Here is a 26,016-nt window from a genome sequence, read left to right on the forward strand (position 1 = left end):
TATTTTGTATTTCTATTATTTTATATGAATCGAGCCTAAGGCTCTAATATACAACGTGTAAATCCCGTAGGGATGACCCATATTATAACAACGGATTTCAATCCGTTGGATAAATGAAATAAAAACAAAAATGAGCAAAGAAAACATAAATGTATTCAGTATAGTAAGGAAAGTATGGGTGTTTTGCCAAACTTTGCGAGATGATATGAGCCGAGCCTATGGCTCTTTTCTCGTGTTGCTTGTAATATCGACTGGACTGAAGTCCAGCCTTATAATATGAATCGAGCCTACGGCTCTAATATACAAAGTGTAAATCCCGTAGGGATGACCGATTTTGTAACAACGGATTTTAATCCGTTTAATAAATGAAATAAAAAAAAATAAAATGAGCAAACAAAAAACCCTTTCACACCGAGGACTTGAAACGGAAAGCTGGATAAGCTCCCGAAAAAAGTAGGAAACACCCTTTGATTTGAATTGATAAAAATGAGTGTCTGGTATTGTAATTTGTATCTATTGACAAAATTGTTTAATTTTACGCAATAATATTTTAAAACCACAACATGGACACACCAAAACGGCTTTTTCTGCTCGATGCTTATGCTTTAATCTTTAGGGGATATTATGCTTTTATCAAAAATCCACGAATCAATTCAAAAGGTCTTGATACCTCTGCTATTATGGGCTTTATGAATGCGTTGATGGACGTTATCAAACGAGAAAAACCCGATCATTTGGCGGTAGCTTTTGACAAAGGTGGGAGTGACTATCGGTATGAAATGTATCAGGAGTACAAGGCACACCGAGACGAAACACCCGAAGCTATTAAAATTGCGGTACCTTATATTCAGGAATTGTTGCGGGCCATGCACATTCCTATTATTGAAAAAGCTGGTTTTGAAGCTGATGATTTGATTGGAACTTTGGCCAAGCAAGCTGAAAAAAAGGGATATCGGGTATTTATGGTAACTCCCGATAAGGATTTTGCCCAACTGGTTTCAGAAAATATTTTTATGTATAAACCCGCTCGAATGGGCAACGATATTGAAATATGGGGGGTACCAGAGGTGTTGTCTAAATTTGAAATTAGCAATCCGCTGCAAGTGATTGATTTTTTGGGAATGATGGGCGATGCGGCCGACAACATTCCGGGGCTACCTGGAGTGGGAGAAAAAACGGCAAAGAAATTTTTGGCCGAGTTTGGCTCTCTCGAAAATCTATTGAACAATACCGATAAACTAAAAGGAGCTATCAAAACTAAAATTGAAGCGAATAAGGAATTGGGGCTTTTGTCAAAAAAACTGGCTACCATTTTGCTAGATTGTCCTGTAGTATTTGATGAGCATGATTTTGAACTTTCAAAACCCGATATTGAAAAAACAGATGCTTTGTTTCAGGAATTGGAGTTCCGACAAATGAAAGCCCAGTTTGATAAATTGTACAATAGCCCTCTTGTTAATGAAGGAGAGATTGAGCAAGAAAAAACCAAAAAAGTGGTTTCTAAAAAAACAAATGAAGACCAATTTGATTTGTTTGGCTTTTCAGACGAAGATCAAACGGAATCCAATGCCAATACATTTTATAACAGCCTTGAAAACACGGCACATTCTTATCAAATTATTCAAGGTGATTTAGGGCTAAAATTATTGCTCCAAAATTTACTGAATCAAAAATCGGTTTGTTTTGATACCGAAACAACTGGTATTAACACCCTTCATGCAGAATTAGTGGGTATGTCTTTTTCGTATGAAAAAGGCAAAGGTTTTTATATTCCATTTCCCGAAAATCAAACAGAAGCTTTTGAACTAGCCCATAAATTGAAACCCTTTTTTGAAAATGAATCCATCGAAAAGGTGGGACAAAATATCAAATATGACCTGAAGATTTTGACAAATTACAACATTCAAGTCAAAGGGCCTTTGTTTGACACGATGATTGCTCATTATTTGATTAATCCTGATATGCGTCATAATATGGATGTTTTGAGCGAAACCTATTTAAAGTACAGTCCAAAATCTATCGAAACATTGATTGGCAAGAAAGGAAAAGGACAACTATCTATGCGTCAGGTAGATTTAGAAGCAATAAAGGAATATGCTGTGGAGGATGCAGACATTACTTTGCAACTGAAAGACAATTTTAGTCCCATTTTAGATAAAGCCGAAACTAAAAAATTATTTAACAGCATCGAATTGCCATTAATTTCGGTTTTGGCTGCTATGGAAACAGAAGGTATCAATCTTGACGTTCCATTTCTGAAAGAAATGTCGGTTGAAATGCAAAAAGAAATCAACAGTTTTGAGCAAAAAATATATGAAACTGCTGGCGAAAAATTCAATTTGGCTTCACCCAAACAGTTGGGCGATATATTGTTTGACAAACTAAAAATTGGAGGTGCCAAACAAAAGAAAACCAAAACAGGACAATATGCTACTGGGGAAGAGGTTTTGAGTTACTTGGCAAACGAACATCAAATTGTAAAAGACATTTTAGAATGGCGACAAATGGTAAAATTGCAAAGCACATACATTGACGCATTGCCTAATCAGGTTGATAGTAAAACAGGCAGAGTGCACACTGATTATATGCAAACAGTGGCTGCCACGGGTAGGTTGAGTTCCAATAACCCGAATTTGCAAAACATTCCCATTCGAACAGAAAGAGGGCGATTGATTCGAAAAGCCTTTATAGCACGAGACGAAAATTATACGTTGGTTTCTGCCGATTATTCTCAGATTGAGCTTCGTATTATTGCTGCATTATCGGGTGAAGAAAACATGATCAAAGCTTTCCAAAACAACGAAGATATTCACAAAAGTACTGCTGCCAAAGTATTTAATATCCCCTTGGAAGACGTTACCAAAGAGCAACGAAGCCATGCCAAGACCGTCAATTTTGGTATTATATATGGGGTTTCGGCTTTTGGATTGAGCAACCAAACTAATTTGTCTCGAAAAGAAAGTGCCGAATTGATAGACGCCTATTACCAGACCTATCCTAAATTGAAATCATACATGTCGGCACAAGTCGATTTTGCTCGAGAAAATGGCTACGTTCAAACCGTTTTGGGCAGACGACGCTATTTGAAAGACATCAATTCGGCCAATGCCGTAGTAAGAAGTGCCGCCGAACGAAATGCCGTAAACGCACCTATACAAGGAAGTGCCGCAGATATTATCAAAATGGCCATGATCAATATTCACCAAAAATTGATTTCAGAAAACTGGAAATCAAAAATGTTGTTGCAAGTACATGATGAGTTGGTTTTTGATGTACACAAAAGCGAGTTAGACAAAATCCAACCGATGATCAAACATGAAATGGAAAATGCCTTTACAATGGATGTGCCATTAGAGGTAGAAATCGGAATTGGGAAAAACTGGCTGGAGGCCCATTAGAAAGTGGTCAGTGTTCAGTAGCAGTTGGCAGTTAAATTTGTTTTGTCATTTCAAAAGAGGAGGAATCTCATAATATTAGAATTTAATGAAATATTTAGCTTTTTTTATAAAATTTATTTTTTTGCTTCTAATTTCATATTTTGTAATTGGAACAATTATCATTAATATCACAGGAGAAACAGGAATAAATAAAACCGTAGGTTGGGCTTGGGATTTGACTAGTTTTATTATTCCTCTTTCACTAATTTATTTTTCTACATATTCTGCATTGTTTTTAATGAAGATTAAAACCAATATGCTGTTCTCTATACTAAGTATACTTTTGCTTTTATTTTCTGTTTTATTCAAAAACTGTATTACTGTTTTCTTTTTAATAAGCTTTTTGATTTTTTTATCAAACGTTATTTTTTCCATTTATTTGAAATTCAAAAAATGATTACTGAAAAAGAAATAATTGATTTTATTGAAAAAGAATATTGGAAATCAAATCTTCAATCAGATTCTGATATTTTTACTTTATTGAAAATTGACGGTGATGATTGTGATGATTTACTTTCTAAATATGCTGAAAAATATAATGTTGATATGAACGATTTTCTTTGGTATTTTCATTATCAAGAAGAAGCAAGTTTGACATTTAATTTTGGTAACATATTTTTTAAAAACCCTCATAATAGAGTAAAAGAAATTCCGATTACACCAAAAATGCTAGCTGAATTTGCTGTGTTAAAAAAATGGGATATTAATTATCCTAAGCATGATCTACCAAAATACCGATATGATATTATTATAAATATAATTATTTTAGGAATATTGATTTTAGGGATAATATTACTGAAAGTGAAATTTTAACATCTTTATTTCAATAGAGTTTAAAAATATCATTTTTGTCCTATAAAAGTAAAATACAATTTTAATGCTTTGATTTTTAATTGTTTAAATATTGAAATTATATTTCAGCGTTTTTTATGCAGCAATTAAAACAAAAAAATTGCCACAGATTTCACAGATTTAGCGGATTTTTTACGATAAAATCTGTGAAATCTGTGGCAAAAAAATGTTCAAAACCTTATTGTACAATAGAAAATAACTAAATGAATTTGGAGTTATGCCATTTGACTTGGAATAAATTATATTATTAGCTATTACGGTATATAAATCATATTCGTTATAGTTAGCTAAACGAACCAAACTGTAATAGGATTTTTTTGAATTTGGACCATATATTGCAATTATCTTACATTGGTTACTAATTCTTTTAAAAACATCTTTTTTTAGGACATATTTTTGTTTTTTGCCAACCTTAATTTTCACTTCTTTGTTTGCTACAGTAAAAGTTTTTAAAACATCAATAACATTATTTTGCGAAAACGAAGAAATTGAAATTAGAAATGTAAAAATATATAAATTTTTTCTCATGTGTTTGATTTTAAAATTAGAAAGGCACAAGGCTACATGTATTGAACGTGATACCATTAAAAATATGAGGCGAATCCAATGGACATTCTACTTGATACTATGGTATTGTATAGGTATTTCCTGTTAAATCATGATTCTGTCAGATAAATTGCAACTTAATTTTTTATATTATTTTAATTACAAAAAATAGTGTTAGTGTATTAATTTTTCGTCAAAAATTTTAACAAAATGAAAACCCCTTGGATGATAACCATGGTTGTAATAAAATTTATGAGCCGCAAAATTACCCGTAAAAGCATCTAGTACTATAAAATTACAATTTAACTCCTTGGCTTTTTGTTCTACAAAAGCAATTATTTTTTTCCCAACTCCTAATGATCTACTTGCTGGATGTACAATAAAATTATCTATTTCTAAATATTTACCCGTCCACAATTTGGTCGAAAACCAACAGCCCGTCAATCCTAAACAGGTTTGATTGTCAAATAGGGCTATTTGCGAATAGCCGTTGGGCAACATGGCCTGCAAATGTTCCCGATATGTAGTCCTATTCATTTTAGGATAAAGTAATTGTATCAGTTCAAATTGTTCGAGCATCTCGTCGATTGTGGTCAGTTCTTGAATTGTCATGAAGTCTAATATTTGAAATTAATAAAAAGCAAAGGTATTCCAAATGGAGCAAATAGTATTTATGTTTTACATGAATAGGACACACCTTTCCAAGAAAATCGACCCCAAACGGCCATAAAACCGACATAGCTACAAAAAAACGGGTAAAACAAACTGCTCATAATAGGAAAAATCCATTTTTTTGTACCAATAGCCTTTGAGGTTTGAAGCAGCAACACCATATCAAAACTCCATTTGACTAAAAGCCAAATAAGCCATTGCTGCCAAGAATAATACCCAAAAATACAGCCAACAAAACTGCACACAAATCCAAAATTGGTAAGCAATACCACAACAGCAAGCTCTTTAGAAAACGGTATAGCATATCGGCTACTTTTGCTCCCCCATCTGATTCTTTGTTGTATCAAATTGTGCCATGATTTTTCGGACTTGGTTTGTACCAAAGCCGTTTTACTGTTCAAAAAACCTACTTTTTGTGGTTTGTTTTGTAACGCTTTTTGAAGCAAAAACACATCGTCGCCACTTGCCAAATCGGTGTTGCCCTCAAAACCATTGAGCGCTTCAAACCATTTTTTAGTATAAGCAAAATTGGCTCCATTGCACATAAAACCTTCCCCAATTCCAAAACTACCAATAGTTGTCCCTTGCAAACTAAGCATGTCAATGTATTGAAAATGAGATAAAAAGGTAGATTGGGGTATAGTCAAAACGGGAGCAGCCACCATGCTTACCTCATGATTTTGTATATAAGTGTCAAATGTCAAAAGCCAGTTTGGTTGTACTATACAATCTGCATCGGTGGTTATAATCCATTGGTATTTTGCAATGGGTATGGCCTGCAAAATGGCCGATTTTTTTGGCGATTTCGAGAGTTTTACCCTATTCAAAAGTGTTGTTTGAATTAACCCGTTTGCCATTCGCCAATGATGATATGTTTCAGCCGAATGGTCTGTTGATTGATCGTTTATGGCAATAATTTCAAACAAATTTTTGGGATAATTTAGTTTAGAAAAAGAATCTAAAAGTTGGGGCAACAGCGCTGCCTCGTTTTTGAAAGGGACAATAATGGTAAATGTCGTTTTTGGCTCGGCAAATGAGATGGGAGCATATTTTTTTATTTTTGAAAAACCAAAAATAAGCTGTACCATAAACAAGCCATAAAGGATTACTATAAAAATCATGCTATTCTTTTACAATGTTTATTTTTCTACTAATTTCGTTGCCCTGTGCATCCACAACGGTTATTTTATGCCAACCCGAAACGGGTTCTAAAGACATTTCATGAAATGTTTTTGTGGTTCCTTTAAACGCATCATCAACATACCAATACAATTCCATGTTGTTGTTGGAATGAGCCACTTTTACAATTACAGGTTGGATGTGGCTATTAAAATCTTTAGTTAAATAAATTTTAGTATTGTTTTTTGGATAAATAAAATCCATAGTTGTTGTTGCTGTTGCTAAACAATCTGCCCGAAATGGGGGTAATGCTTTGTAATCAATTTGCTGATTCTTGTAATACCACTCCATTACGGGGGGCAAAACAAAGTAACTTTTAGAAACAATATTATTTATGGCTTCGCAACTGGAATTGATTCTAAATTGTGCAGATTTGTCCAAATGTATAATTTTGTGATACGGACAAACAGTAGTAGATTTGCCTTTTGTAGGTACCCATTGCGTCACTTTCGGACAATGGTCTTGTGCCAAATGGCCGCTCGTACTACAAACCGTTACTTGAGTCAAATCGGCATAAGGAGTTTTAAACCATTTTTGTCTGGGCAACACATTAAAAATATCAAAAAGTAGTGGGGCAGCACTAGCAACTCCTGTTAGCAAAGGTCGACCTTCGCCTGTAGCATTTCCTACCCAAACGCCCACAACATATCGGGCATTTGTTCCAATTGCCCAGGCATCTCTGTTTCCAAAACTGGTTCCTGTTTTCCAAGCCAATTGCAATGAGCTGTCATAAAATTTCCAGGCTTCGTCTCCTTCGGGTCTGTTTACTTCTTGCATGGCATGGTATGTAAGCCAAATGGCTCCTGCCCCTACAATATTTTTATGGGTTGTTTCGGTACCAAAATCAATAGATTTATCAAACACATACGTTAAATCAGCAAACTCTTTGGTACGGTATTTTCCATTCGATTTTTCAAAATAATTCAATGTTGCAGTCAAATTGGCATACGTCCGACACAAATCCCACAAATTGCTTTCGGCACCACCCAAAATGAGCGATAGTCCATAATGGTGTGGTGCTTTTGAAATGTCGTTTAAATGAAATTTTTGTAATACGTCATAAAATTTGGGCACACCATAATCCTGAAGCATTAAAACAGCAGGAATATTTAACGATCTAGCCAAAGCCCTATCTGCCGGTACTGCACCATCATAAGTAAGATTAAAATTTTGTGGCGTATAACCCGCTATTTGCGTAGGAATATCGGGAGTTAAGGTATGTGGCAAAATGGCTCCATCGTCTAGCATAGAGGCATACAAAAAAGGTTTCAATATGCTTCCTGTGCTTCGGGCAGCATGTACAATATCAACATCTTTTTGATGAAATCGATCGGTTGGTGTATTGCCAACATAGCTTAAAACTTGCCGATTCTGTGCATCAATCACCAATACAGCCATATTGTGTACTTCGTTTTGCTTGTATTGGTTGTAATAATAACTAACCATTTGATTGACTCTGTTTTGCAACGCATAATCTATGGTTGTTTTTACACGCAATTCTCCTTCTTCGTGTGCTATATATTGCAAAAAATGTGGGGCAATTTGAGGCAATTGAAAAGGTTTTTGCGGCAATGGTTCTGTTAGGGCCAGTTGGTACGTTTGGTTATCAATAATATTATTTTGAAATAATTTTTGCAACAAACGATTTCTCTTGGTTTTTAATTTTTCTTGATTTTTTCCAGGGTAAATCAATCTTGGTGCATTGGGCAATACGGCCAATGTTGCACTTTCTGCCCACGACAATTGATGGGCACGAACCCCAAAATACCGCCATGATGCCATCTCTAGCCCTACCACATTGCCACCAAAAGGGGCATGTGCAGCATATAAATCCAAAATGTCATTTTTGGAATACCCCAATTCTAATCGAGTTGCCAAAATAGCTTCAACTATTTTTTCAAAATAATTTCTTTTTGTGCCTTTTCTCGATAAGCGGATTACTTGCTGGGTTATGGTACTTCCGCCCCGAACTACTTTGCCCGCTTTTTGATTTTGTTGCAACGCATGTACCATTGCTATGGGGTTGATGCCCAAATGGCGATAAAAATATTCGTCTTCATAATAAACCAAACAGTGTTTGAACTTTTGTGGCACACTGTCTTGTGTTGGAAATCGCCATTGCCCGTCAGACGCTATTTTGGCTCCCAATAATTCGCCTTCTCTACTTTCGATTACGGTAGAATAAGGCACAGAAAACAGGGTTTTTGGCAATGAAAAATAATAGAGCAATAATAAAACAACCAACAAAACACTTTTTTTAGGGTGTTTTTTGACATGCTTTAAAGCCATTTTTTGGATATAAAAAATACTGCCCTTCAAAAAATGAATTACTTTATTCATCGGGTGTAGTGGTGTTTTGGGTAACATATTTTAAATATACAAATCCAATAATTGCCGCCACACAAGAAGCTATCAAAATGATGAATTTAGCATTGTTGACCAACAAGACTTGATCAAAGGCCAACAACGTAATAAATATTGACATTGTAAAACCGATGCCTCCTAAAAAACCAACCCCCAAAATCATGCTCCAATTCAAATCAGAAGGTAACTGACAAATTTTGGCTTTTACAGCTACAAAACAAAATAAAAATATACCCATGGGTTTGCCTAAAACCAATCCTATGATAATTCCAAGACTATAATTTTCAGTTATAATTTGGCTAATTGGAGTACTCCAACTGATGGCAGTATTGGCCAATGCAAATACGGGAAGAATCAAAAAGGCAACAGGCTTATGAAGAAAATCTTGCAGAATATATGACGTTGATTGGCTATCGCCATTGCCAAAAGGAATGGCAAACGCTAATAGAACGCCAGTAATGGTAGCATGAACGCCCGAATGGAGCATGAAATACCACATGGCTACACCACCAATTAAATAAGGTATTAAGTTTCTGATTTTCATTCGATTGAATATCAATAACAATACAAATATGCTTAGTGCAAGTATTAAATCATTCCAAAAAATGGTTTTGGTATAAAACAATGCAATGATGATAATGGCGCCCAAATCGTCGATAACGGCCAAAGCAGTTAAAAATATTTTAAGCGAAACAGGAATTCTTTTGCCTAACAATGACAAAATACCAAGTGCAAAAGCAATATCGGTGGCCATTGGAATACCAGCACCAGCTTGAGTTTCGGTGTGCCAATTGACCCACAAATACCATCCAGCTGGAAAAATCATACCGCCCAATGCCCCAAAAATGGGCAACAAAGCGTCTTTGAAATGGGACAATTCGCCAATATATATTTCTCGCTCTAATTCTAATCCTACTAACAAAAAGAAAATAGTCATCAATCCGTCGTTGATCCAAAATTCTAGTGATTGATTTCCTATTAGTTGATGCCAAAAGTGACCATATTGGTTGCCCAAAACAACGTTTGTTAGCCATAACGAAAGTAAGGTACAACAAATTAAGATAAAACCCGAAGTTTTTTCGTTTTCAAAAAAGGCTTTGAATAGATTACTTGCTTTCATATATTATTTATAAAAAATTATTAAAAATTCATTTTCATTTATTTTTTTAATAAATAAACTTGAATTGAACCAATTCTAATACTCATTACTTCAAAACCAATTTCATGATGAATCGCTATTTAATTTTGTGAAAATTGTTTATTAAAAAAAGTGTTTCAGTACACCAAAAGGTTTATAATTTTAAAAAAAAATGTAACTGCAAAAATACAACATTTTTTGTATGCTATTCATGTAATTACAAATGAAATAACACAACCATCGATAATTTCTGTTTAATTATTTTTTAAAACCTTATTTTTATTGTACTTTTGAAACTCATTTACACATACCCAAAAAATATAGAACCAAAAAATATATTATTTGAAACAAATCATTACAAATATAAAGCAATATCAACATGATAATCCAAATTTTATTTGGGTTGTATCTGTTTTATTATCAATTCCACTTGATTACAAAATAAATAGTGCTTTTTTATTGCTTTTTTTTATTAATACTGTTTTTAATTTTAAAAAAACAAATTTTCGATTTCAATTTTATTTAATTGTTCCCCTATTGTTGTATTTGTTAATGTTTCTTTCCTATTTTTGGTCGATTGCTCCATCGTTAACTTGGCCTGCCCTTTCAAAAGAGTTATCCCTGTTAGTAGTACCCATTTGTTTTTGGATGAGCAAACCCCTAACAACACAGCAAAAAAACAGCATATTGGCTTTTTATAGTTATGGTATATTGCTGTATGCTATTTTTTATCTTACAAAAGCTAGTATTAGGTATTATTTAACCCAAAATAGCAACGTATTTTTTTATCACGAACTTGTAACAAAAGATGTCAATGCCATTCATGTATCGGTATATGTTGCGATGGCTTTTTTCTATTTTTTGACCAAACCTGTTCGTTCGTTTATTGATATTTTTGCCCTAAGCCTTTTATTATTGTTGGTATTATTATTGTCGTCGATAAATATTATTGTAGCCTTTTTTGGTTTGGTAGTTTTGTATTATTTATTTTATACCAAATTATCAAAAAAAATGCGTCTCAAAAACTTAATCATAATGCTAGCTTTGCTTTGTGTGGTGCCATTTGGAGGAAAAACAAACGAGTGGTTCAAACATGAATATGAAACCATGATGACCGATAGCACGATCAACGATGTGATTAGCAAAAATGAAACAATCGTATATAATGTAAGCATCAAACAAGCATGGACAAACAAAAGTTTTCGGGCAAATGATTTTTTTCCAGGAACGGCATTTCGGGTATATCAATTCAGGATTTTTTTAGAAATGTTGCAAGAAGACGCTGTTTTTTGGACAGGATATGGTTTGAACGCCTCCTATCCAAAAATAGAAGCCAAAGGCATCCATTATAAAATTTATTTGGGATCATCAACAACAGAGGGGTATCAAAAAAAGAATTTTCACAATCAATATGTACAAAATTTTGCCGAGCTAGGCGTTTTTGGTTTTTTATTGCTTGTAATCATGTTGTTTATCAATATTAAAAATGCTTTAGTAACACAAAATTTTATCCAAATTTCTTTTGCATTTTTAATGATTAGTTTATTTTTGACAGAGAGTTTTTTGTGGAGGCAACGAGGTGTTGTTTTTTTTACAACCATGTATTGTCTTTTCAATATTCAAAATACCTATAAATTTACAAATAATAATACAATTAACACACTATCATGAAAAGAATTTTAATAACAGGAGCAGCTGGTTTTTTGGGCTCTCACTTGTGCGACCGATTTATTGCTGAAGGTTACCACGTTATTGGTATGGACAATTTGATTACGGGCGATTTAAAAAACATTGAACATTTATTCAAGTTAGAACATTTTGAGTTTTATCACCACGATATTACCAAATTTGTTCATGTGCCTGGAAATTTGGATTATATCCTGCACTTTGCATCACCAGCAAGCCCAATAGATTATTTGAAAATACCCATCCAAACCCTCAAAGTAGGTTCACTTGGAACTCACAATTTATTAGGATTAGCAAGGGTTAAAAAAGCCAGAATCTTAATTGCTTCTACCTCTGAAATATATGGTGATCCATTAGTACACCCACAAACAGAAGAATATTATGGCAACGTAAACACTATTGGGCCTCGTGGCGTGTATGACGAAGCCAAACGTTTTCAAGAGTCAATAACAATGGCTTACCATACTTTTCATGGTGTAGAAACCAGAATCGTAAGAATATTTAATACTTACGGGCCAAGAATGAGACTCAACGATGGCCGTGTAATTCCTGCCTTTATTGGGCAAGCACTTCGTGGCGAAGATTTAACTATTTTTGGCGATGGTAGCCAAACCCGTTCGTTTTGTTATGTAGATGATCAAGTTGAAGGAATTTTCCGGTTGTTACATTCTGATTATGTTTTTCCAGTAAATATTGGAAATCCAGACGAAATAACCATCAAAGATTTTGCAGATGAAATCATCAAACTAACGGGTACCAATCAAAAAGTGGTTTACCATCCGCTGCCAATAAACGATCCACTTCAAAGACAACCAGACACCACCAAGGCCAAAGAAATTTTAGGCTGGGAGGCCAAAGTGAGCAGAGCAGAAGGCATGAAAATTACTTACGACTATTTCAAATCGTTATCTACCGAAGCGCTTTTGAAAGAAGAACACAAAGATTTTACTAAATACATATTTTAATTGAAAAAACGTATAGGCAGATACTCGGCTTACATAAGGCCCTTTACTTATCTTGTAGATTTATTGGTAATAAATCTACTGGCCGATTATTGGGTTTTTAGTAAATTTGGATATTTTGCCTTTGTTTCGATTGCTTGGTTTGTAACTTCTTGGAATACAAAATTTTATGAAGTTTACCGCTTTACAAAAGCTTTTGACATCCTCGAAAAAATAGTCAAGCAATTTATCGTTTTTCTTATTTTAAATTTTGCTTATTTAGGATTTTTATTAAAAATACAAGAGGCTTCTGTCATGATCAAATACATTAGCCTCTCCATTTTTATCATTTCTTGTTTCAAATTTGCTATCTTTTTTGCTTTACGAATTTTTAGAAGCTTTTTTGGTGGCAATTTTAGAAAAGTTATTATTATTGGCGAAGGTCAAAATGTTTGGCAATTGTCTGATTTTTTTTTAAATAATACAGATTTTGGATATAAATTATTTAAAGTATTTACCCCAACAGCCGATAATCTGTTTATTGAAAAAAGTTTTCAATATGTTAAAGAATATAATATTGATGAAATTTATTGTTCTTTGCCCAATTTGTCCAAAACACAAATTAAACATTATATAGATTTTGCAGATAACAATTTGAAAACCCTCAAATTTTTGCCAGACAACAAAGAAATCATTTCTCGAAGTATCAATTTTGATTATTATGGTTATATTCCAGTAATATCGTTGCGAAATATTCCTCTTGATAGTTTTCGAAACAAATTTATAAAACGGGTTTTTGATATTGTTTTTTCTATCCTTGTCATTGTTTTTGTTTTGTCTTGGATGATTCCTTTAATTGGATTATTGATAAAATTAGAATCCAAAGGACCTGTTTTTTTCAAACAACAACGCAATGGCTTGAATTATCACGAATTTAGTTGTTTGAAATTTCGTTCCATGAGGTTAAATCCTATTGCAGATTTGGAACAAGTTCAAAAGAATGACCCACGAATTACAAAAATAGGTAAATTCATTCGCAAAACAAGTATCGATGAAATGCCACAGTTTTTCAATGTATTATTTGGCTCTATGTCTGTTGTTGGCCCCAGGCCACACATGGTAAGCCATACAGAAATGTATGCCAAAAGTGTTGATAAATTTATGGTACGGCACTTTATCAAACCAGGAATTACTGGATTAGCACAAACCAATGGTTTTCGAGGCGAAGTCGAAAACGAAAAAGATATTATTTATCGTGTGCGTTATGATATTTTTTATCTTGAAAATTGGAATCTAATGCTCGATTTGAAAATAGTAATTTTGACAATAATAAACGCCATCAGGGGCGATAAAAAAGCCTATTAAAATAAGTGTTTACGCTATTTTTATAATAATCTACAATATTGTAATTATCTATTTTACACTAAAGTGTTACATTAAAATACATCAAAAGCCACCAAATTGTCCATTTGTTTTTGTAAATCAAATTGCTGATTGGCTTGTTCAAAAACTTGTCGCTTTTTTTGGTCAATCTCTACTTTTGTCAATAGAGAAATGTTTTTCAAAACGTTGTTAAAATCCTCAAAATCAGTAACTTTTGCCACCCAACCCAAGTTGTTTTGTGCTACTATTTGCTCGCCCTCGCCACCTCCAAAATATAAAATTGGGAACCCAAGCAAACTGTATTCAAATATTTTTGAAGGCACAGAACCATATATCCTGTTTTTGAGAGGTACAACGGCTATATCCATCGTTTGCAGTTGTTGATGTAATAATGCTCTGTCTAGCATACCATGAAACACCAACTTATTAGCCATTCCGTTTGTTTCAATCAATGCTTCTATAGCTTGTCGTTCTGCTCCTTCGCCAAATATGTGAAACTCTATTGGCAAATTTTTCAAATGAATTTGCTTACATAATTCAAAAATACCTTGTGCCACACCCAACAACCCAGCATAAAAAATCCGAATGGTACCATCTGTATGGCACTTCAAATTAAAAACAGCTTTATCATATACAGGATAATTGCGATACAAATAACACGGTTGTGGATGCCCTAAATTTTGAATATGTTCCAAAATTTCGAGTGATTGACCTAATATAACGGTGCTTTTTTGATAAATATTTTTTTCAAAATAACAGGCCATTTGGTGCGACACACTATTTTTGGCTATCAACTGAAGTTCTAATGCAGCCAAAGGCCAAAGATCCGAGACGTTTAAAATGATTTTTTTTTGTTTGAATTTCAAAATAATAATAGCCAAAAACGACAACAACAATGGAGGAGATTGAACGATAACTTTTTTGGGTGTTTTAAAAAAAAGCAAGTAAAACCCTAAAAAAGAAGCAAACGAAACAACCGAAAGTAAACGTTTTACTATATTTTTACTATTACTTGGATAAATCCAAAGCCGCTTGGTTTTGATGCCATTTATCGTTTCATGAACAATAAATTTTCCTTTATATTGTTCAAAAATACGCCCGTTTGGATAATTTCCCATAGGGCAAATTACTGTTACCTGATAGTTCAAATGGTTTAAATTTTGGGCCAATTGTGCTATTCTGTTGGCTGCGGCCCCTTTTTCTGGCGGAAAATAATTTGTAAGTATAAGTATTTCGTTCATTTGTTTTTTGTAATAATAGATTGGTATCATTGCTAATCCAATTTCAATTTCTTGAATGGCTATTAATCCTAATGGCTACATTCTCAATAAAATAGCGAATTAGACAGAGCCTATTTTGGGCATTCCTCAAGGGTCGGGCTATCTGTTTCAAACAACGTTCCTTGAACTCCAAATGAAATATAATATTGTGAAATAATCTTTTTTGATTACCACATTCAGATAGTTTATCATTGCAATACCTTCCCCTTTGGGGGCTGGGAGTCTTCTAAAAAATTTCCACTACTATCCTAACACAAAACCCTGAAATAATAAACCTTAAATAGCCTAATACCAAACACTTATATAAATAATCTAAAGTTACGACCTTTTATTTCAAGATTTTATAAAAAAATCATTTCATAGCTGGGCTACATAATTAATTTTTTTTGTGGAATTTTGGAGAAAAAGAACTAGTAAATTGGGTTTTTTTATATGAGTGTTTGGTATAATGCACAAAATTAACAAATTTCTGTCAAAATTCGTTAATTACCTTTGTCAAAATTTTATATTTTAGGAAAGATTAAATATCCAAAGCTGCAGTTGTTTTTTAGAAAAAATGCTGCATATTAGGATGATGAATCATTATTTTGAATATAATACCAAATATACATATAAAATAGTCCAATCTACTGGTTCTTTTTTGCTAAAATTATTAAAAAAAAAATAGTTCCGTAGCCCAGCTATGCAACGATTTTTTTTGAAAATTTTTTCTAAAAAATAACTACGCATCTTTGGACTATTTTATAAATATATTTGGTATAATTTTTCTATTACTTTTGGAACAATATAAAAAAACCTCAAAAATTTTGAAATTCTTTGAGGTTTGTTGTTTATTTGGTATTATATCACATTTATTTTACAATTGCAACCCAAAATCCTTTTGTTCTGGCCAATACACTATGGTCATACATGGCCTCGCATTGTAAGCCTGGCAAATAATAAGTGCCCAAATAGGAGGCATTCAAAAGGATTTTAAAAGTTTTGGTTTCACGGGATTTGAGAGCAAAATAAAAATGGGTTCTGTCATCTCTAATGTCTATATAATCGGCCACATTATGAGTTGCTTCGCCAAAATCGGTATAACGGGTGTTTACTATTTCAAAACCTGAAGGTAATATTTGAGACAACGCCATATTGGACACCATCTCGTTTTGCAAATTGGTAATTTGTACCTCTGCAATGAGCTCTGTTCCTTGGTTGATTTTTGCCATTTGAAGTTTTTCCCCTTTTCTGTTTTTAAATACAACTTGAGCAACTAAGTTATTCATTGCGGTTTGTTCCTGCCCAATAGGCAAAATACCCGATTGCATTACTCGAACATATACGGTGTTATTATGGTTGTTTTTGACAACCATACTGTTATTGCCAGAGGTAACCTCAAGGTCTCTATTTGCAGTAGCTTTGGTCGTATAAATGCGATCGGATTTGCCATTTTTTGTCCATGCCATTTGGATACCTTTGCCTCCATTGACTTGTGTAAATTTTGACATGGCATACAAACAATAAGCCGTTGTTTGGGTACTCATCCATTCGTTAGTAGCCATTTTTTTTGCTAATTTTTGTGCCATTATAAAGGATTTTTGTTGCTGTCCTAAAAGGATTAGGGATTCCAATGTCATAGCCGCATTCCGTTCTGCCGAACCATAGTAATTGTAAACCTGATGGGGATTTTCGTTTGGCTCGATTTGACTTTTCAACAATAAGGCATTGCCTGCGGCTTTTTGTCCCGCCAAGGTATAGGCGGCCGCAAGTCGAAGCTTGGCTTCGTTGGAAATGTTGTTGGTTTCTCGAAGTCTGTTCATAGACGCTAAATCAGGATTGCCAGACAACGCCAAAGTATATAAGCGATAGGCTTGTGCCAAATCGTTTTCAAAACTCGACTCAAACCGCCAATTTTTAGCCGTTTTTTGTTGGAACGAAATCCATTTTTGTTTGAAATTTAGGGGCAATACATAACCTTTCTTTTCGGCTTCTATCAAAAAGTGTCCTGCATAGGACGTGCCCCAATCGTCTGGATTGGACTGCCCTTGCCAATAGGAAAGACCGCCACTTGGCAATTGAAATCCAGACAATCTGTTGATTCCTGCTGTAACATTTTTTTGAATCATAGCCAAGCGGTTCGCATCTAAATCGCAAACATCGGACAAATACAATTGTGGAAAAACGGACGACGTTGTTTGCTCTACACACCCATGCGGATATGCAATTAAATATTGTAAACGATTATTGAAATTCAAATTTGGCATAGACGAAACTTCTATTTTTGCAGCATTACTTCCATAAATACCAAATGTTTTCCACGAAATAGTTTGACTAGTATGAGGAGCAACCACAACATCTGTGTATAAATTTGTTATAGGGTTTGGATTGGTCATGTCTATCGATACATCATATACAGATCGTTCTTTGCCCGAAGTAGCAATAACTTGAATTTTGCCAATACCAGTGGCTTGTCCAACCGCCAAATCAAAATAAACCATTTTTTCGTCGGGTTGGTTGAATGTTAGTTTTTGAGTTGTATTACCCAAAACACGAATTCCGTTATTGGTTTTGATTTGTATTGAAACATTTTTTACGTGTTTTTCCATTGCAAAAATGGTAACAGGAATGGTAACCCTTTCAGCTGGTGATATTTTACGGGGTACAGATGCTAATGCCATTAATGGACTGCGAACAGGAACGGCTTTTTCTGTGCTTCCATAAGCATTTTGCTGGGCATTTGCAGCCACTAACATGGCCCTAACCGAGCCAATGTATTTTGGAAGTTTAATCTGATGGGTTTTACTATCGCCTTTGCCTAAACTAAAAGGGCCAAGGTGTATCACAACTGGTTTAAAACGATTGGCTTTTTTGGTTTTGCCACCACCCAAATCCTGATCGCCTCCAATGCTAAAAATTTGGTTGATTTTGCCGCCATAAGCTCCAATCACGTTGTCATATATATCCCATGTTTTTACACCAAGGGCCTCACGGGCATAGAAATTGTCCCACGCATTTGGAGTTTTAAATCTGGTTAAATCCAGCAGTCCTTCATCTACAAGGGCTATGGTATAAGTCATGCTTTTACCAGTTTTTTCGCTTACTTTTAGGTTAAAATTTTGCTCTGGTTTCAGTACTTCGGGCATGGTTATTTGCGGTTGCAAAATAGTATTTTTATCTATTACGGCTATGGGCACAATGCCATACATCCTAATGGGCGAATCGTTTTTAGTAAAAGCATGGGGTTGCAATAGAGTAATGTTAAAATATACGTTGGGAGCCATATCTGCAGTTATCGGAACAGACACTTTGGTTTCGCCAGCCGTAGTTTTTGCCCAAATGGTTTTAAGTACTTTTGAACCATTTTCAATGGCAATCAAAGCCCTACCCCCTGCACTTGATGGAAAAGCAATAGTGGCTGTTTCGCCAACGGCATATTCTTTTTTGTTTGTCGAAAAAACAAGCATATTGGCCGATGTAGCATCGGTGTTGCGGGTTTTGCCAGACCATGATGGCCAATCGATGTTTACACTACTCGACGTGGCATGTCCTCCCGAAGGATCGCTTATTCGTATCAAATAACGGCCCCATTCTTCGTCTTTCAACGAAAATTGAAAACGTCCTTTGCCTGATTGGTCGGTACTGATACTAAATGTTTTAAAAGCAGTATTTGCATTTGAGGTATTGTAATTTGAAATATTATCTTCAGATGCGTCCCACCACCAACGCCATTGTACCTTAAAAATCGAGACTTCCAATTGTCGGTTTGCTTTTGGCTGTCCATTTTCATCTACTGTTACTACTTCAAATACATTATTTTTGCGGGTTTCTAGCATTTGATATGGGGTCAATTCAGGAAGTTTTAGTCCCACATAAGTATGATATGGTGCATATTGCATTGCTACAACATCTGTACTAAAATCGCCACCTTCTTCAAATACTTTGGTAATCATGGCTGCTCGTAAAAGTCCGGGTGCCTGACCTTGTATTTTGGGCTGTATAGGGATGCTTACCTTGCCAGCTGCATCCAATGTTCCAGAAAAAATCGTGGTTTCTTCGGTATTGAATTTGCGAGTTTCATCGTCAAAAATGTATTTTTCATAATGCTTAAAAACAGTGGTTTGCTCTGAAAATTTGGCTTCCATAACCACTTTCAAATTTTTTGCCACAGCACCATGTAACCAAGCAACTTCCAAATTATCGGTGTTTTGATGGGCAGCAGACAAGATTGGAGCCTGAAATATGTTTTTGATTTTCAAACGATTGGGTTTGATGGTTTCAATTTTAATGTTTTTATAAAATTTTGCTCCACCAACACTTACAACAGCTTCCCAACTGCCCGTTGGGGCATCGGCATTTGTAGGTATTATAAAACTATAATGATTAAGTTCATTGGTTTTTTGAACCGTTTCATAGGTAGTTTTGCCATTGGGATCGTTCAACTTGAACTTTATCGGATGGCCTAGTGGCAATTTGTTGGCTTGGTCATTTAAAATAAAGGATAAGTATAAATCATCGCCAGGACGCCAAACCCCCCTTTCGCCATACAAGTATCCTTTGAGTCCTTTTTGCAAAACCTCGCCCGAGACATCAAAATTACTTACCGATAACGAAAGCCCATCATCTAATTTAACATAGGTAGCTTGTTTCCCTTTTGTAACAATAGCAAAATAAGCAAAGGTATCCAGCTTAAAAGTAGCAAATCCTTGAGAGTCGGTTGATTGCGAGCCCAGTTTTTGTTGTTGGTAGCTGTATAAGGTAACGGTGGCATTTTCTATTGGAGTGGTATCTACAATATTGGCTACCGTAAAATGATAGCTTTTGTTTTCGCCACGTTTTGCTATTACCCCTAAATCTGAAGCTAATATATTGGTACCCACACGGGCATTGTAAAAATAGGAATCGCTACAAGGGTCTTGGCTTTCTCTCCATTCAAAATCGTCATAATAATAGTCGTCATAACTATCGCTATAATTAACGTCTTTTTCATCAATAGCTTCCTCTTCTACGGTGTTGGTATCTGTTGTACTATCGTTGCATTTGTACAACGAATATTTTTTGTTAAAACTCATTTCAACTCTATAAATAGCACCAGGCTCGGGTGTAATTATTTTAGACAAGTCCAAGCTATAAGCATTCCATTTGGTGTTTTGTAGCAATTGGTTTTTGTTCAATTCTATTTTTGATTTTGCAATGGGTTGTGCTACACGTTTTAAATTTCTGGCACCGTTGAGTTCGTTTTCTTGTAAAAATTGCAGGATGTTGTTTTTGTAAATTTTATAAACTTTTACATCAACAGCACTCAAATTTACGGCCTCAAAATTGATTTTCAAATTATTGGAACTAGGCAAAATAGTGCCATTTTTTATAAACCGCACATCGGGTTTTAAGGGTTCTAAAGAGATGGAATTATTATAATTTTCTTTCATTTTTGTGCCATATTGGCTTTCAATGCCTTGAAAAACTTCAATTTTCAAATGTGATAGATTGACTTCGGGTGTGTCGTTTTCAGGGGCATCTGCTTCTATCACAGTCGCAACCGAGTCTGTAGCGGCCATTACAGTATCTACCACAATGGCGGTCGTATCGGAAACCATAGCTATGGTATTGACTGGTTCAATGGGTTTTTCTAGTTTGTTTTCGCCATTAAAATATACTTTTAGCACATTGCCTTGTGCTGAAAATTTCAAATTTTTTGCTTGTTCAATCGATACCAATCCGCTAAAATCTTGACTTTTTTGCAAAGGTTCCGAGAAGTTGATGCTGATCATTTTGACATCGTCTTCGGGTGTGTCTATTGCCACAATTTTAAAATCGTTTTTGGCCGAAATGGCATATTTGAAACTGCCTTTTTGGTCTATGCCAAAATCTGTTCCGTCATATTCCACTTCAATTTCAGAGGCGTCGTCTGATCTTTTGATTTGATCGATAATCAATTTGAATGCTGTACCTGATTTTACATCTTCTTCAAATTTTATGGGCAAATTTTCTCCATCTTGTTGTGCATGAATGATTTTTTTGGCCGTTTCGAGCGACATCACATCGGCCGTTTTCAAAACAGCGTTTAGGTATTGTTTGTCGGGGCTATAGGATTGAATATCCAACGTATTGATAATAAAATCTTGTTTGATGGTTTGCACCGTAAAGTTAAAATCTTCACACTCTTTTGGAACGGCTTTGATTTTAGATACATGAAGTGTAACTTGATACGTGGTTCCCGATTCTAATTTTTCATTGGGTACAAATGCAACAATATGTGGCGAAAGTGCTACTACCTTGCCCTCTATGTTCGGCGAAATATCAAACAAGTCATTGTCCAGGGGTTGATTGGTTTTCCAGTTTGGGTTTTCAAAAGCCAAAACAACCCTAATGTCTGATTGGGCGGCAACGAGACCTCCAGAAAAACTGGTAATGAAATTTTTGAATTTGGACAAATCCGAATTGAAGTCGGCAGGAGTTTTGTGGCTACAAGCCATAACGAATAAAATAGTTAAACAAGCGGTAACTAAATTTTTTGCATTCATTTGTAATAAAAAATTAATAGTAAGAAAATAAATTTTGGTGCCTTTTTTTAATTAATATCCTATCAAAAAATACAAAGTAGTTCATTTTGAACGAAGTGTATAAATTTTAGAAAAAAATCAATTTTGTAGTAAAAGTAAATAATATAATTGAATATCGGCTTATAAAAAACGAAAAAAAACAGAAATATTTTTTTAAAGAAAAGGTTTATAATAATTTGCAAATTCAACTTTAAAACGAGTTAATAAATAAGGGTAATAAAAAATATTTTGAAGTTTGTTTTTTTTGGAATTACATTTTAAAATAGCAATAAATGAAATTTTTAAGTGATTATTTTCATTTAATACAAAAAAATATTGAAAAAAATGCAATAATTGAAAAAAGCAAAAAGTGCCGTTTTTTTATTATTTAAAAACAATATAAATAACAGCGAAAAGGTTGTAGTTAATATCAAATTCATGTACTTTTGTGATGTAATTTATTAAAAAATTTAATCAAATCTTATGGCAAAATCTGCATTATTGAAGTCGTCAATAGCAAAAAAAATTGCTATGGCGCTTTCAGGACTTTTTTTGATGTTGTTTTTAACGCAACATTTTTTTATCAATTTAACGTCTATATTTAGTCCTGATACGTTCAATGAGATTTCTCATTTTATGGGAAATAATCCATTGGTTCAGTATGTTATACAACCAATACTTATAGTTGGGGTGGTTTTTCACTTCATTATGGGTTTTGTGTTAGACATCAAAAACCGAGCTGCACGTCCTGTGGCTTATGCAAGTTATAACGGAGCAGCAAATGCTTCATGGGCATCTAGAAATATGATCATTTCTGGATCGGTAATTTTAGCTTTTCTTGGTTTACATTTTTACGACTTTTGGTTTCCAGAAATGGTTTACAAATATGTAGAATGTAATGAGTTGGACGCTACAAGATACTTTCATGAGCTTCAAGCCAAGTTTGAAAGCCCTGTAAGAACGGGTATTTATTGCTTGTCTTTTGTGTTATTGGCCATGCACTTGTGGCACGGTTTCAGTTCGTCGTTTCAATCTGTTGGAACACGTAACAAATACCAAGAAACATTACAAAAATTAGGTCATGCTTTTGCAATTATTGTTCCTTTTGGATTTATTGTAATTGCTTTATTTCATCATTTCAACAATTAATATTATATTATAATGGCATTAGATTCAAAAATACCAAATGGTCCTATAGCGGACAAATGGACAAATTATAAAGATCATATTAATTTAGTAAATCCTGCAAACAAACGTAATCTAGATGTGATTATCGTAGGAACGGGACTTGCTGGAGGTTCTGCAGCAGCAACGTTGGCAGAATTAGGATACAACGTAAAAGCCTTTTGCTTTCAAGATTCCCCACGAAGAGCACACTCTATTGCGGCTCAAGGAGGTATCAATGCAGCCAAAAATTATCAAGGAGACGGAGATTCTACCTTCCGATTGTTTTATGATACCGTAAAAGGTGGTGATTACCGTGCTAGAGAGGCCAACGTACACCGATTGGCAGAAGTATCGGCAAATATTATAGACCAATGTGTGGCTCAAGGGGTGCCATTGGCTCGTGAATATGGCGGATTGTTGGACAACCGTTCTTTTGGTGGAACATTAGTTTCCAGAACTTTTTATGCCAAAGGGCAAACAGGTCAACAATTGTTACTTGGTGCATACTCTGCCATGAACCGTCAAATTGGCCGTGGAAAAATTAAAATGTACAACCGCCACGAAATGCTAGATTTGGTAGTTGTAGATGGAAAAGCTCGAGGAATTATTGCCCGAAATTTGGTAACTGGCGAAATAGAAAGACACTCGGCTCACGCAGTAGTTATTGCATCTGGAGGGTATGGCAATGTATTTTTCCTTTCAACAAATGCCATGGGTAGCAATGCCACAGCAGCTTGGAAAATTCACAAAAAAGGAGCCTATTTTGCCAATCCTTGTTACACACAAATTCACCCAACTTGTATCCCTGTATCTGGCGACCACCAATCAAAACTGACCTTAATGTCTGAATCATTAAGAAACGATGGAAGAATTTGGGTGCCTGCCAAGTTAGAAGATGCAAAAGCCATTCGTGAAGGCAAATTGAAACCCACTCAAATAGCCGAAGCCGATAGAGATTATTATTTAGAAAGACGTTACCCATCCTTTGGTAACTTGGTACCTAGAGATATTGCCTCACGTGCTGCAAAAGAAAGATGCGATGCTGGTTTTGGTGTAAATAAAACAGGCGAAGCCGTTTATTTGGATTTTGCCGCTGCCATTCAAAGATATGGAAAAGACCAAGTAAAAATTAAAAACTTGGACGAAAACGATCAAGCCTTGATCAAAAAATTAGGTACAGATGTAGTGGCCAACAAATATGGTAACTTATTTCAAATGTATGAAAAAATTGTAGATGAAAATCCTTACGAAACACCAATGATGATTTATCCAGCCGTACACTACACCATGGGGGGTACTTGGGTAGATTATAATTTGATGACCACAATTCCTGGATGTTTTTCTATTGGAGAATCTAACTTTTCTGATCATGGTGCCAACAGACTTGGGGCATCTGCCTTGATGCAAGGATTGGCCGATGGCTATTTTGTATTGCCATACACCATTGGCGATTATTTAGCTCCAGATATTAAAATGGGTAAAATATCGACAGATTTACCAGAATTTATCGAAGCAGAAAAAGCTGTCAAAGCTCAAATAGACCAATTTATGAATAACAAAGGTTCCCATTCTGTAGATTATTTCCATAAAAAATTGGGAAAAATCATGTGGGACAAAGTAGGAATGGCTCGAAATGCAAAAGGATTATCTGAAGCTATCGAAGAAATTGCAGCTTTGAGAGACGCATTTTATAAAGAAGTAAAAGTACCAGGAACAGCCAATGGATTCAATCAAGAATTAGAAAAAGCTACCCGTGTAGCCGATTTCTTGGAATTGGGTGAATTGTTTGCCAAAGATGCTTTGCACCGAAACGAATCGTGTGGTGGACACTTCCGTGAGGAGTATCAAACTCCAGATGGAGAGGCACAGCGAGATGACGAAAATTTTGCTTATGTAGCAGCTTGGGAATATAAAGGAAAACCAAGCGATGCCGTGTTGCACAAAGAGCCTCTTGTATTTGAAAATGTGAAATTGGTACAAAGAAGTTATAAATAATTTGGTCAAAAGTCAAACGTTTAAAAGTATAAAGACCTTTTTGTCTATAAACTTTTGATTTTCGACTAGATGACATTCAAACTAAAAAGATATGAAACTTACATTAAAAATATGGCGTCAAGAAAACGCCAAAGCACAAGGACGGATTGTTGAATATCCGATTGACGGAGTTGAACCAGACATGTCGTTTCTTGAAATGCTCGACGTTCTAAACGAACAATTGAATAATAAAGGCGAAGAGCCCGTGGCCTTTGACCACGATTGTAGAGAAGGAATTTGTGGCATGTGTTCGTTGTTTATTAATGGCCAAGCTCACGGACCAGACAGAGCCGTTACTACTTGCCAGTTGCACATGCGAATGTTTAAAGATGGCGATACAATCTTTATCGAACCTTTTAGAGCCAAAGCCTTTCCAGTAATCAAAGACTTGGTTGTGGACAGAAGTGCTTTTGATAGAATCCAACATGCAGGAGGATTTATCTCTGTAAATACCTCTGGAAATACAATTGATGCCAATACAATTCCAATTAATAAAAAAGATGCCGATGATGCTTTTGATGCGGCCACTTGTATTGGTTGTGGTGCTTGTGTAGCCACTTGTAAAAACTCTTCGGCCATGCTTTTTGTGGCTGCAAAAGTGTCGCAGTTTGCACTATTGCCACAAGGTAGAGTAGAAGCCACAGACAGGGTGTTGAATATGGTAAATCAAATGGATCATGAAGGTTTTGGTAACTGTACCAACACTGGAGCATGTGAAGTAGAATGTCCAAAAGGAATTTCATTAGAAAACATTGCCCGTATGAATAGAGAATACATTACAGCAAGCATCAAAAAATAATATAATTTGAACTTGAA

General features: G+C 34.9%; 15 protein-coding genes. 8 read left to right on the forward strand and 7 right to left on the reverse strand.

All coding sequences use genetic code 11. The features are described from left to right. Positions 1 to 563 precede the first annotated feature (563 nt). Positions 564 to 3,398: a DNA polymerase I gene (polA, locus tag FBFL15_RS00450; RefSeq protein ID WP_014082725.1), complete on the forward strand. Its 2,835-nt coding sequence runs from the start codon at positions 564 to 566 to the stop codon at positions 3,396 to 3,398. A 432-nt stretch (positions 3,399 to 3,830) separates the two neighbouring features. After that, complete coding sequence (locus FBFL15_RS00460) at positions 3,831 to 4,250, forward strand: DUF1493 family protein (protein ID WP_014082727.1); 420 nt, start codon at positions 3,831 to 3,833, stop codon at positions 4,248 to 4,250. 171 nt (positions 4,251 to 4,421) lie between these two features. Here FBFL15_RS00460 and FBFL15_RS00465 read toward each other — a convergent pair whose 3' ends face one another. The 5 genes from FBFL15_RS00465 to nhaA all read right to left on the reverse strand — a co-directional run bounded on the left by FBFL15_RS00465 (position 4,422) and on the right by nhaA (position 10,170). Further along, positions 4,422 to 4,817, reverse strand: coding sequence for a hypothetical protein (locus tag FBFL15_RS00465; RefSeq protein ID WP_014082728.1), 396 nt, complete (start codon positions 4,815 to 4,817; stop codon positions 4,422 to 4,424). Positions 4,818 to 5,009: 192 nt separating this feature from the next. After that, entirely contained in the window at positions 5,010 to 5,447 is a 438-nt protein-coding gene (locus FBFL15_RS00470; RefSeq protein WP_014082729.1) for a GNAT family N-acetyltransferase, read from the reverse strand. 59 nt (positions 5,448 to 5,506) lie between these two features. Beyond that, a complete protein-coding gene (locus FBFL15_RS00475; protein WP_014082730.1) occupies positions 5,507 to 6,628 on the reverse strand; it encodes a glycosyltransferase in 1,122 nt (373 codons plus the stop codon). Position 6,629: 1 nt separating this feature from the next. Further along, a complete protein-coding gene (pbpC, locus tag FBFL15_RS00480) occupies positions 6,630 to 8,975 on the reverse strand; it encodes a penicillin-binding protein 1C (RefSeq protein WP_044032376.1) in 2,346 nt (781 codons plus the stop codon). 43 nt (positions 8,976 to 9,018) lie between these two features. Next, complete coding sequence (gene nhaA / locus FBFL15_RS00485) at positions 9,019 to 10,170, reverse strand: Na+/H+ antiporter NhaA (protein ID WP_014082732.1); 1,152 nt, start codon at positions 10,168 to 10,170, stop codon at positions 9,019 to 9,021. A 360-nt stretch (positions 10,171 to 10,530) separates the two neighbouring features. Between nhaA and FBFL15_RS00490 the strand changes: the two genes are divergently transcribed. From FBFL15_RS00490 to FBFL15_RS00500, 3 genes are read left to right on the forward strand one after another with little or no spacing between them, the layout of a single operon-like run. Then, positions 10,531 to 11,859, forward strand: coding sequence for an O-antigen ligase family protein (locus FBFL15_RS00490; RefSeq protein WP_014082733.1), 1,329 nt, complete (start codon positions 10,531 to 10,533; stop codon positions 11,857 to 11,859). Further along, a complete protein-coding gene (locus tag FBFL15_RS00495; RefSeq protein WP_014082734.1) occupies positions 11,856 to 12,839 on the forward strand; it encodes a UDP-glucuronic acid decarboxylase family protein in 984 nt (327 codons plus the stop codon). Before FBFL15_RS00490 ends, FBFL15_RS00495 begins: the two co-directional genes overlap by 4 nt. Then, positions 12,840 to 14,180, forward strand: a complete 1,341-nt coding sequence (locus FBFL15_RS00500) for an exopolysaccharide biosynthesis polyprenyl glycosylphosphotransferase (RefSeq protein WP_014082735.1) — start codon at positions 12,840 to 12,842, stop codon at positions 14,178 to 14,180. 71 nt (positions 14,181 to 14,251) lie between these two features. Here FBFL15_RS00500 and FBFL15_RS00505 read toward each other — a convergent pair whose 3' ends face one another. Together FBFL15_RS00505 and FBFL15_RS00510 are read right to left on the reverse strand one after the other, a co-directional pair. Further along, on the reverse strand, positions 14,252 to 15,439 hold the full coding sequence (locus FBFL15_RS00505) for a glycosyltransferase family 4 protein (protein WP_014082736.1): 1,188 nt from the start codon (positions 15,437 to 15,439) through the stop codon (positions 14,252 to 14,254). A gap of 890 nt (positions 15,440 to 16,329) precedes the next feature. Continuing rightward, complete coding sequence (locus FBFL15_RS00510; RefSeq protein WP_014082737.1) at positions 16,330 to 21,981, reverse strand: alpha-2-macroglobulin family protein; 5,652 nt, start codon at positions 21,979 to 21,981, stop codon at positions 16,330 to 16,332. A 501-nt stretch (positions 21,982 to 22,482) separates the two neighbouring features. On the opposite strand from FBFL15_RS00510, the gene FBFL15_RS00515 reads away from it, so the two are divergent. From FBFL15_RS00515 to FBFL15_RS00525, 3 genes are all read left to right on the forward strand, one after another. Then, positions 22,483 to 23,148, forward strand: coding sequence for a succinate dehydrogenase cytochrome b subunit (locus FBFL15_RS00515; protein WP_014082738.1), 666 nt, complete (start codon positions 22,483 to 22,485; stop codon positions 23,146 to 23,148). Between the two features lie 12 nt (positions 23,149 to 23,160). Continuing rightward, positions 23,161 to 25,161 carry a fumarate reductase/succinate dehydrogenase flavoprotein subunit gene (locus FBFL15_RS00520; protein ID WP_014082739.1) on the forward strand — a complete coding sequence of 667 codons (2,001 nt, stop codon included), beginning with the start codon at positions 23,161 to 23,163 and terminating at the stop codon, positions 25,159 to 25,161. Between the two features lie 91 nt (positions 25,162 to 25,252). Then, the gene (locus FBFL15_RS00525) at positions 25,253 to 25,999 is read left to right on the forward strand and encodes a succinate dehydrogenase/fumarate reductase iron-sulfur subunit (RefSeq protein WP_014082740.1); all 747 of its coding nucleotides are present in this window, start codon (positions 25,253 to 25,255) and stop codon (positions 25,997 to 25,999) included. Positions 26,000 to 26,016 lie beyond the last annotated feature (17 nt).

Source organism: Flavobacterium branchiophilum FL-15 (assembly GCF_000253275.1).
Classification (GTDB): Bacteria; Bacteroidota; Bacteroidia; order Flavobacteriales; family Flavobacteriaceae; genus Flavobacterium; species Flavobacterium branchiophilum.

What these genes read in the sequence shown, in the direction of transcription:
- pbpC (WP_044032376.1), bottom strand. Translation starts at nt 8,975, where the DNA reads ATGGCTTTAAAGCATGTCAAAAAACACCCTAAAAAAAGTGTTTTGTTG.
- FBFL15_RS00475 (WP_014082730.1), bottom strand. Translation starts at nt 6,628, where the DNA reads ATGATTTTTATAGTAATCCTTTATGGCTTGTTTATGGTACAGCTTATT.
- FBFL15_RS00510 (WP_014082737.1), bottom strand. Translation starts at nt 21,981, where the DNA reads ATGAATGCAAAAAATTTAGTTACCGCTTGTTTAACTATTTTATTCGTT.
- FBFL15_RS00470 (WP_014082729.1), bottom strand. Translation starts at nt 5,447, where the DNA reads ATGACAATTCAAGAACTGACCACAATCGACGAGATGCTCGAACAATTT.
- FBFL15_RS00520 (WP_014082739.1), top strand. Translation starts at nt 23,161, where the DNA reads ATGGCATTAGATTCAAAAATACCAAATGGTCCTATAGCGGACAAATGG.
- FBFL15_RS00505 (WP_014082736.1), bottom strand. Translation starts at nt 15,439, where the DNA reads ATGAACGAAATACTTATACTTACAAATTATTTTCCGCCAGAAAAAGGG.
- FBFL15_RS00515 (WP_014082738.1), top strand. Translation starts at nt 22,483, where the DNA reads ATGGCAAAATCTGCATTATTGAAGTCGTCAATAGCAAAAAAAATTGCT.
- FBFL15_RS00495 (WP_014082734.1), top strand. Translation starts at nt 11,856, where the DNA reads ATGAAAAGAATTTTAATAACAGGAGCAGCTGGTTTTTTGGGCTCTCAC.
- FBFL15_RS00460 (WP_014082727.1), top strand. Translation starts at nt 3,831, where the DNA reads ATGATTACTGAAAAAGAAATAATTGATTTTATTGAAAAAGAATATTGG.
- FBFL15_RS00465 (WP_014082728.1), bottom strand. Translation starts at nt 4,817, where the DNA reads ATGAGAAAAAATTTATATATTTTTACATTTCTAATTTCAATTTCTTCG.
- polA (WP_014082725.1), top strand. Translation starts at nt 564, where the DNA reads ATGGACACACCAAAACGGCTTTTTCTGCTCGATGCTTATGCTTTAATC.
- FBFL15_RS00525 (WP_014082740.1), top strand. Translation starts at nt 25,253, where the DNA reads ATGAAACTTACATTAAAAATATGGCGTCAAGAAAACGCCAAAGCACAA.
- nhaA (WP_014082732.1), bottom strand. Translation starts at nt 10,170, where the DNA reads ATGAAAGCAAGTAATCTATTCAAAGCCTTTTTTGAAAACGAAAAAACT.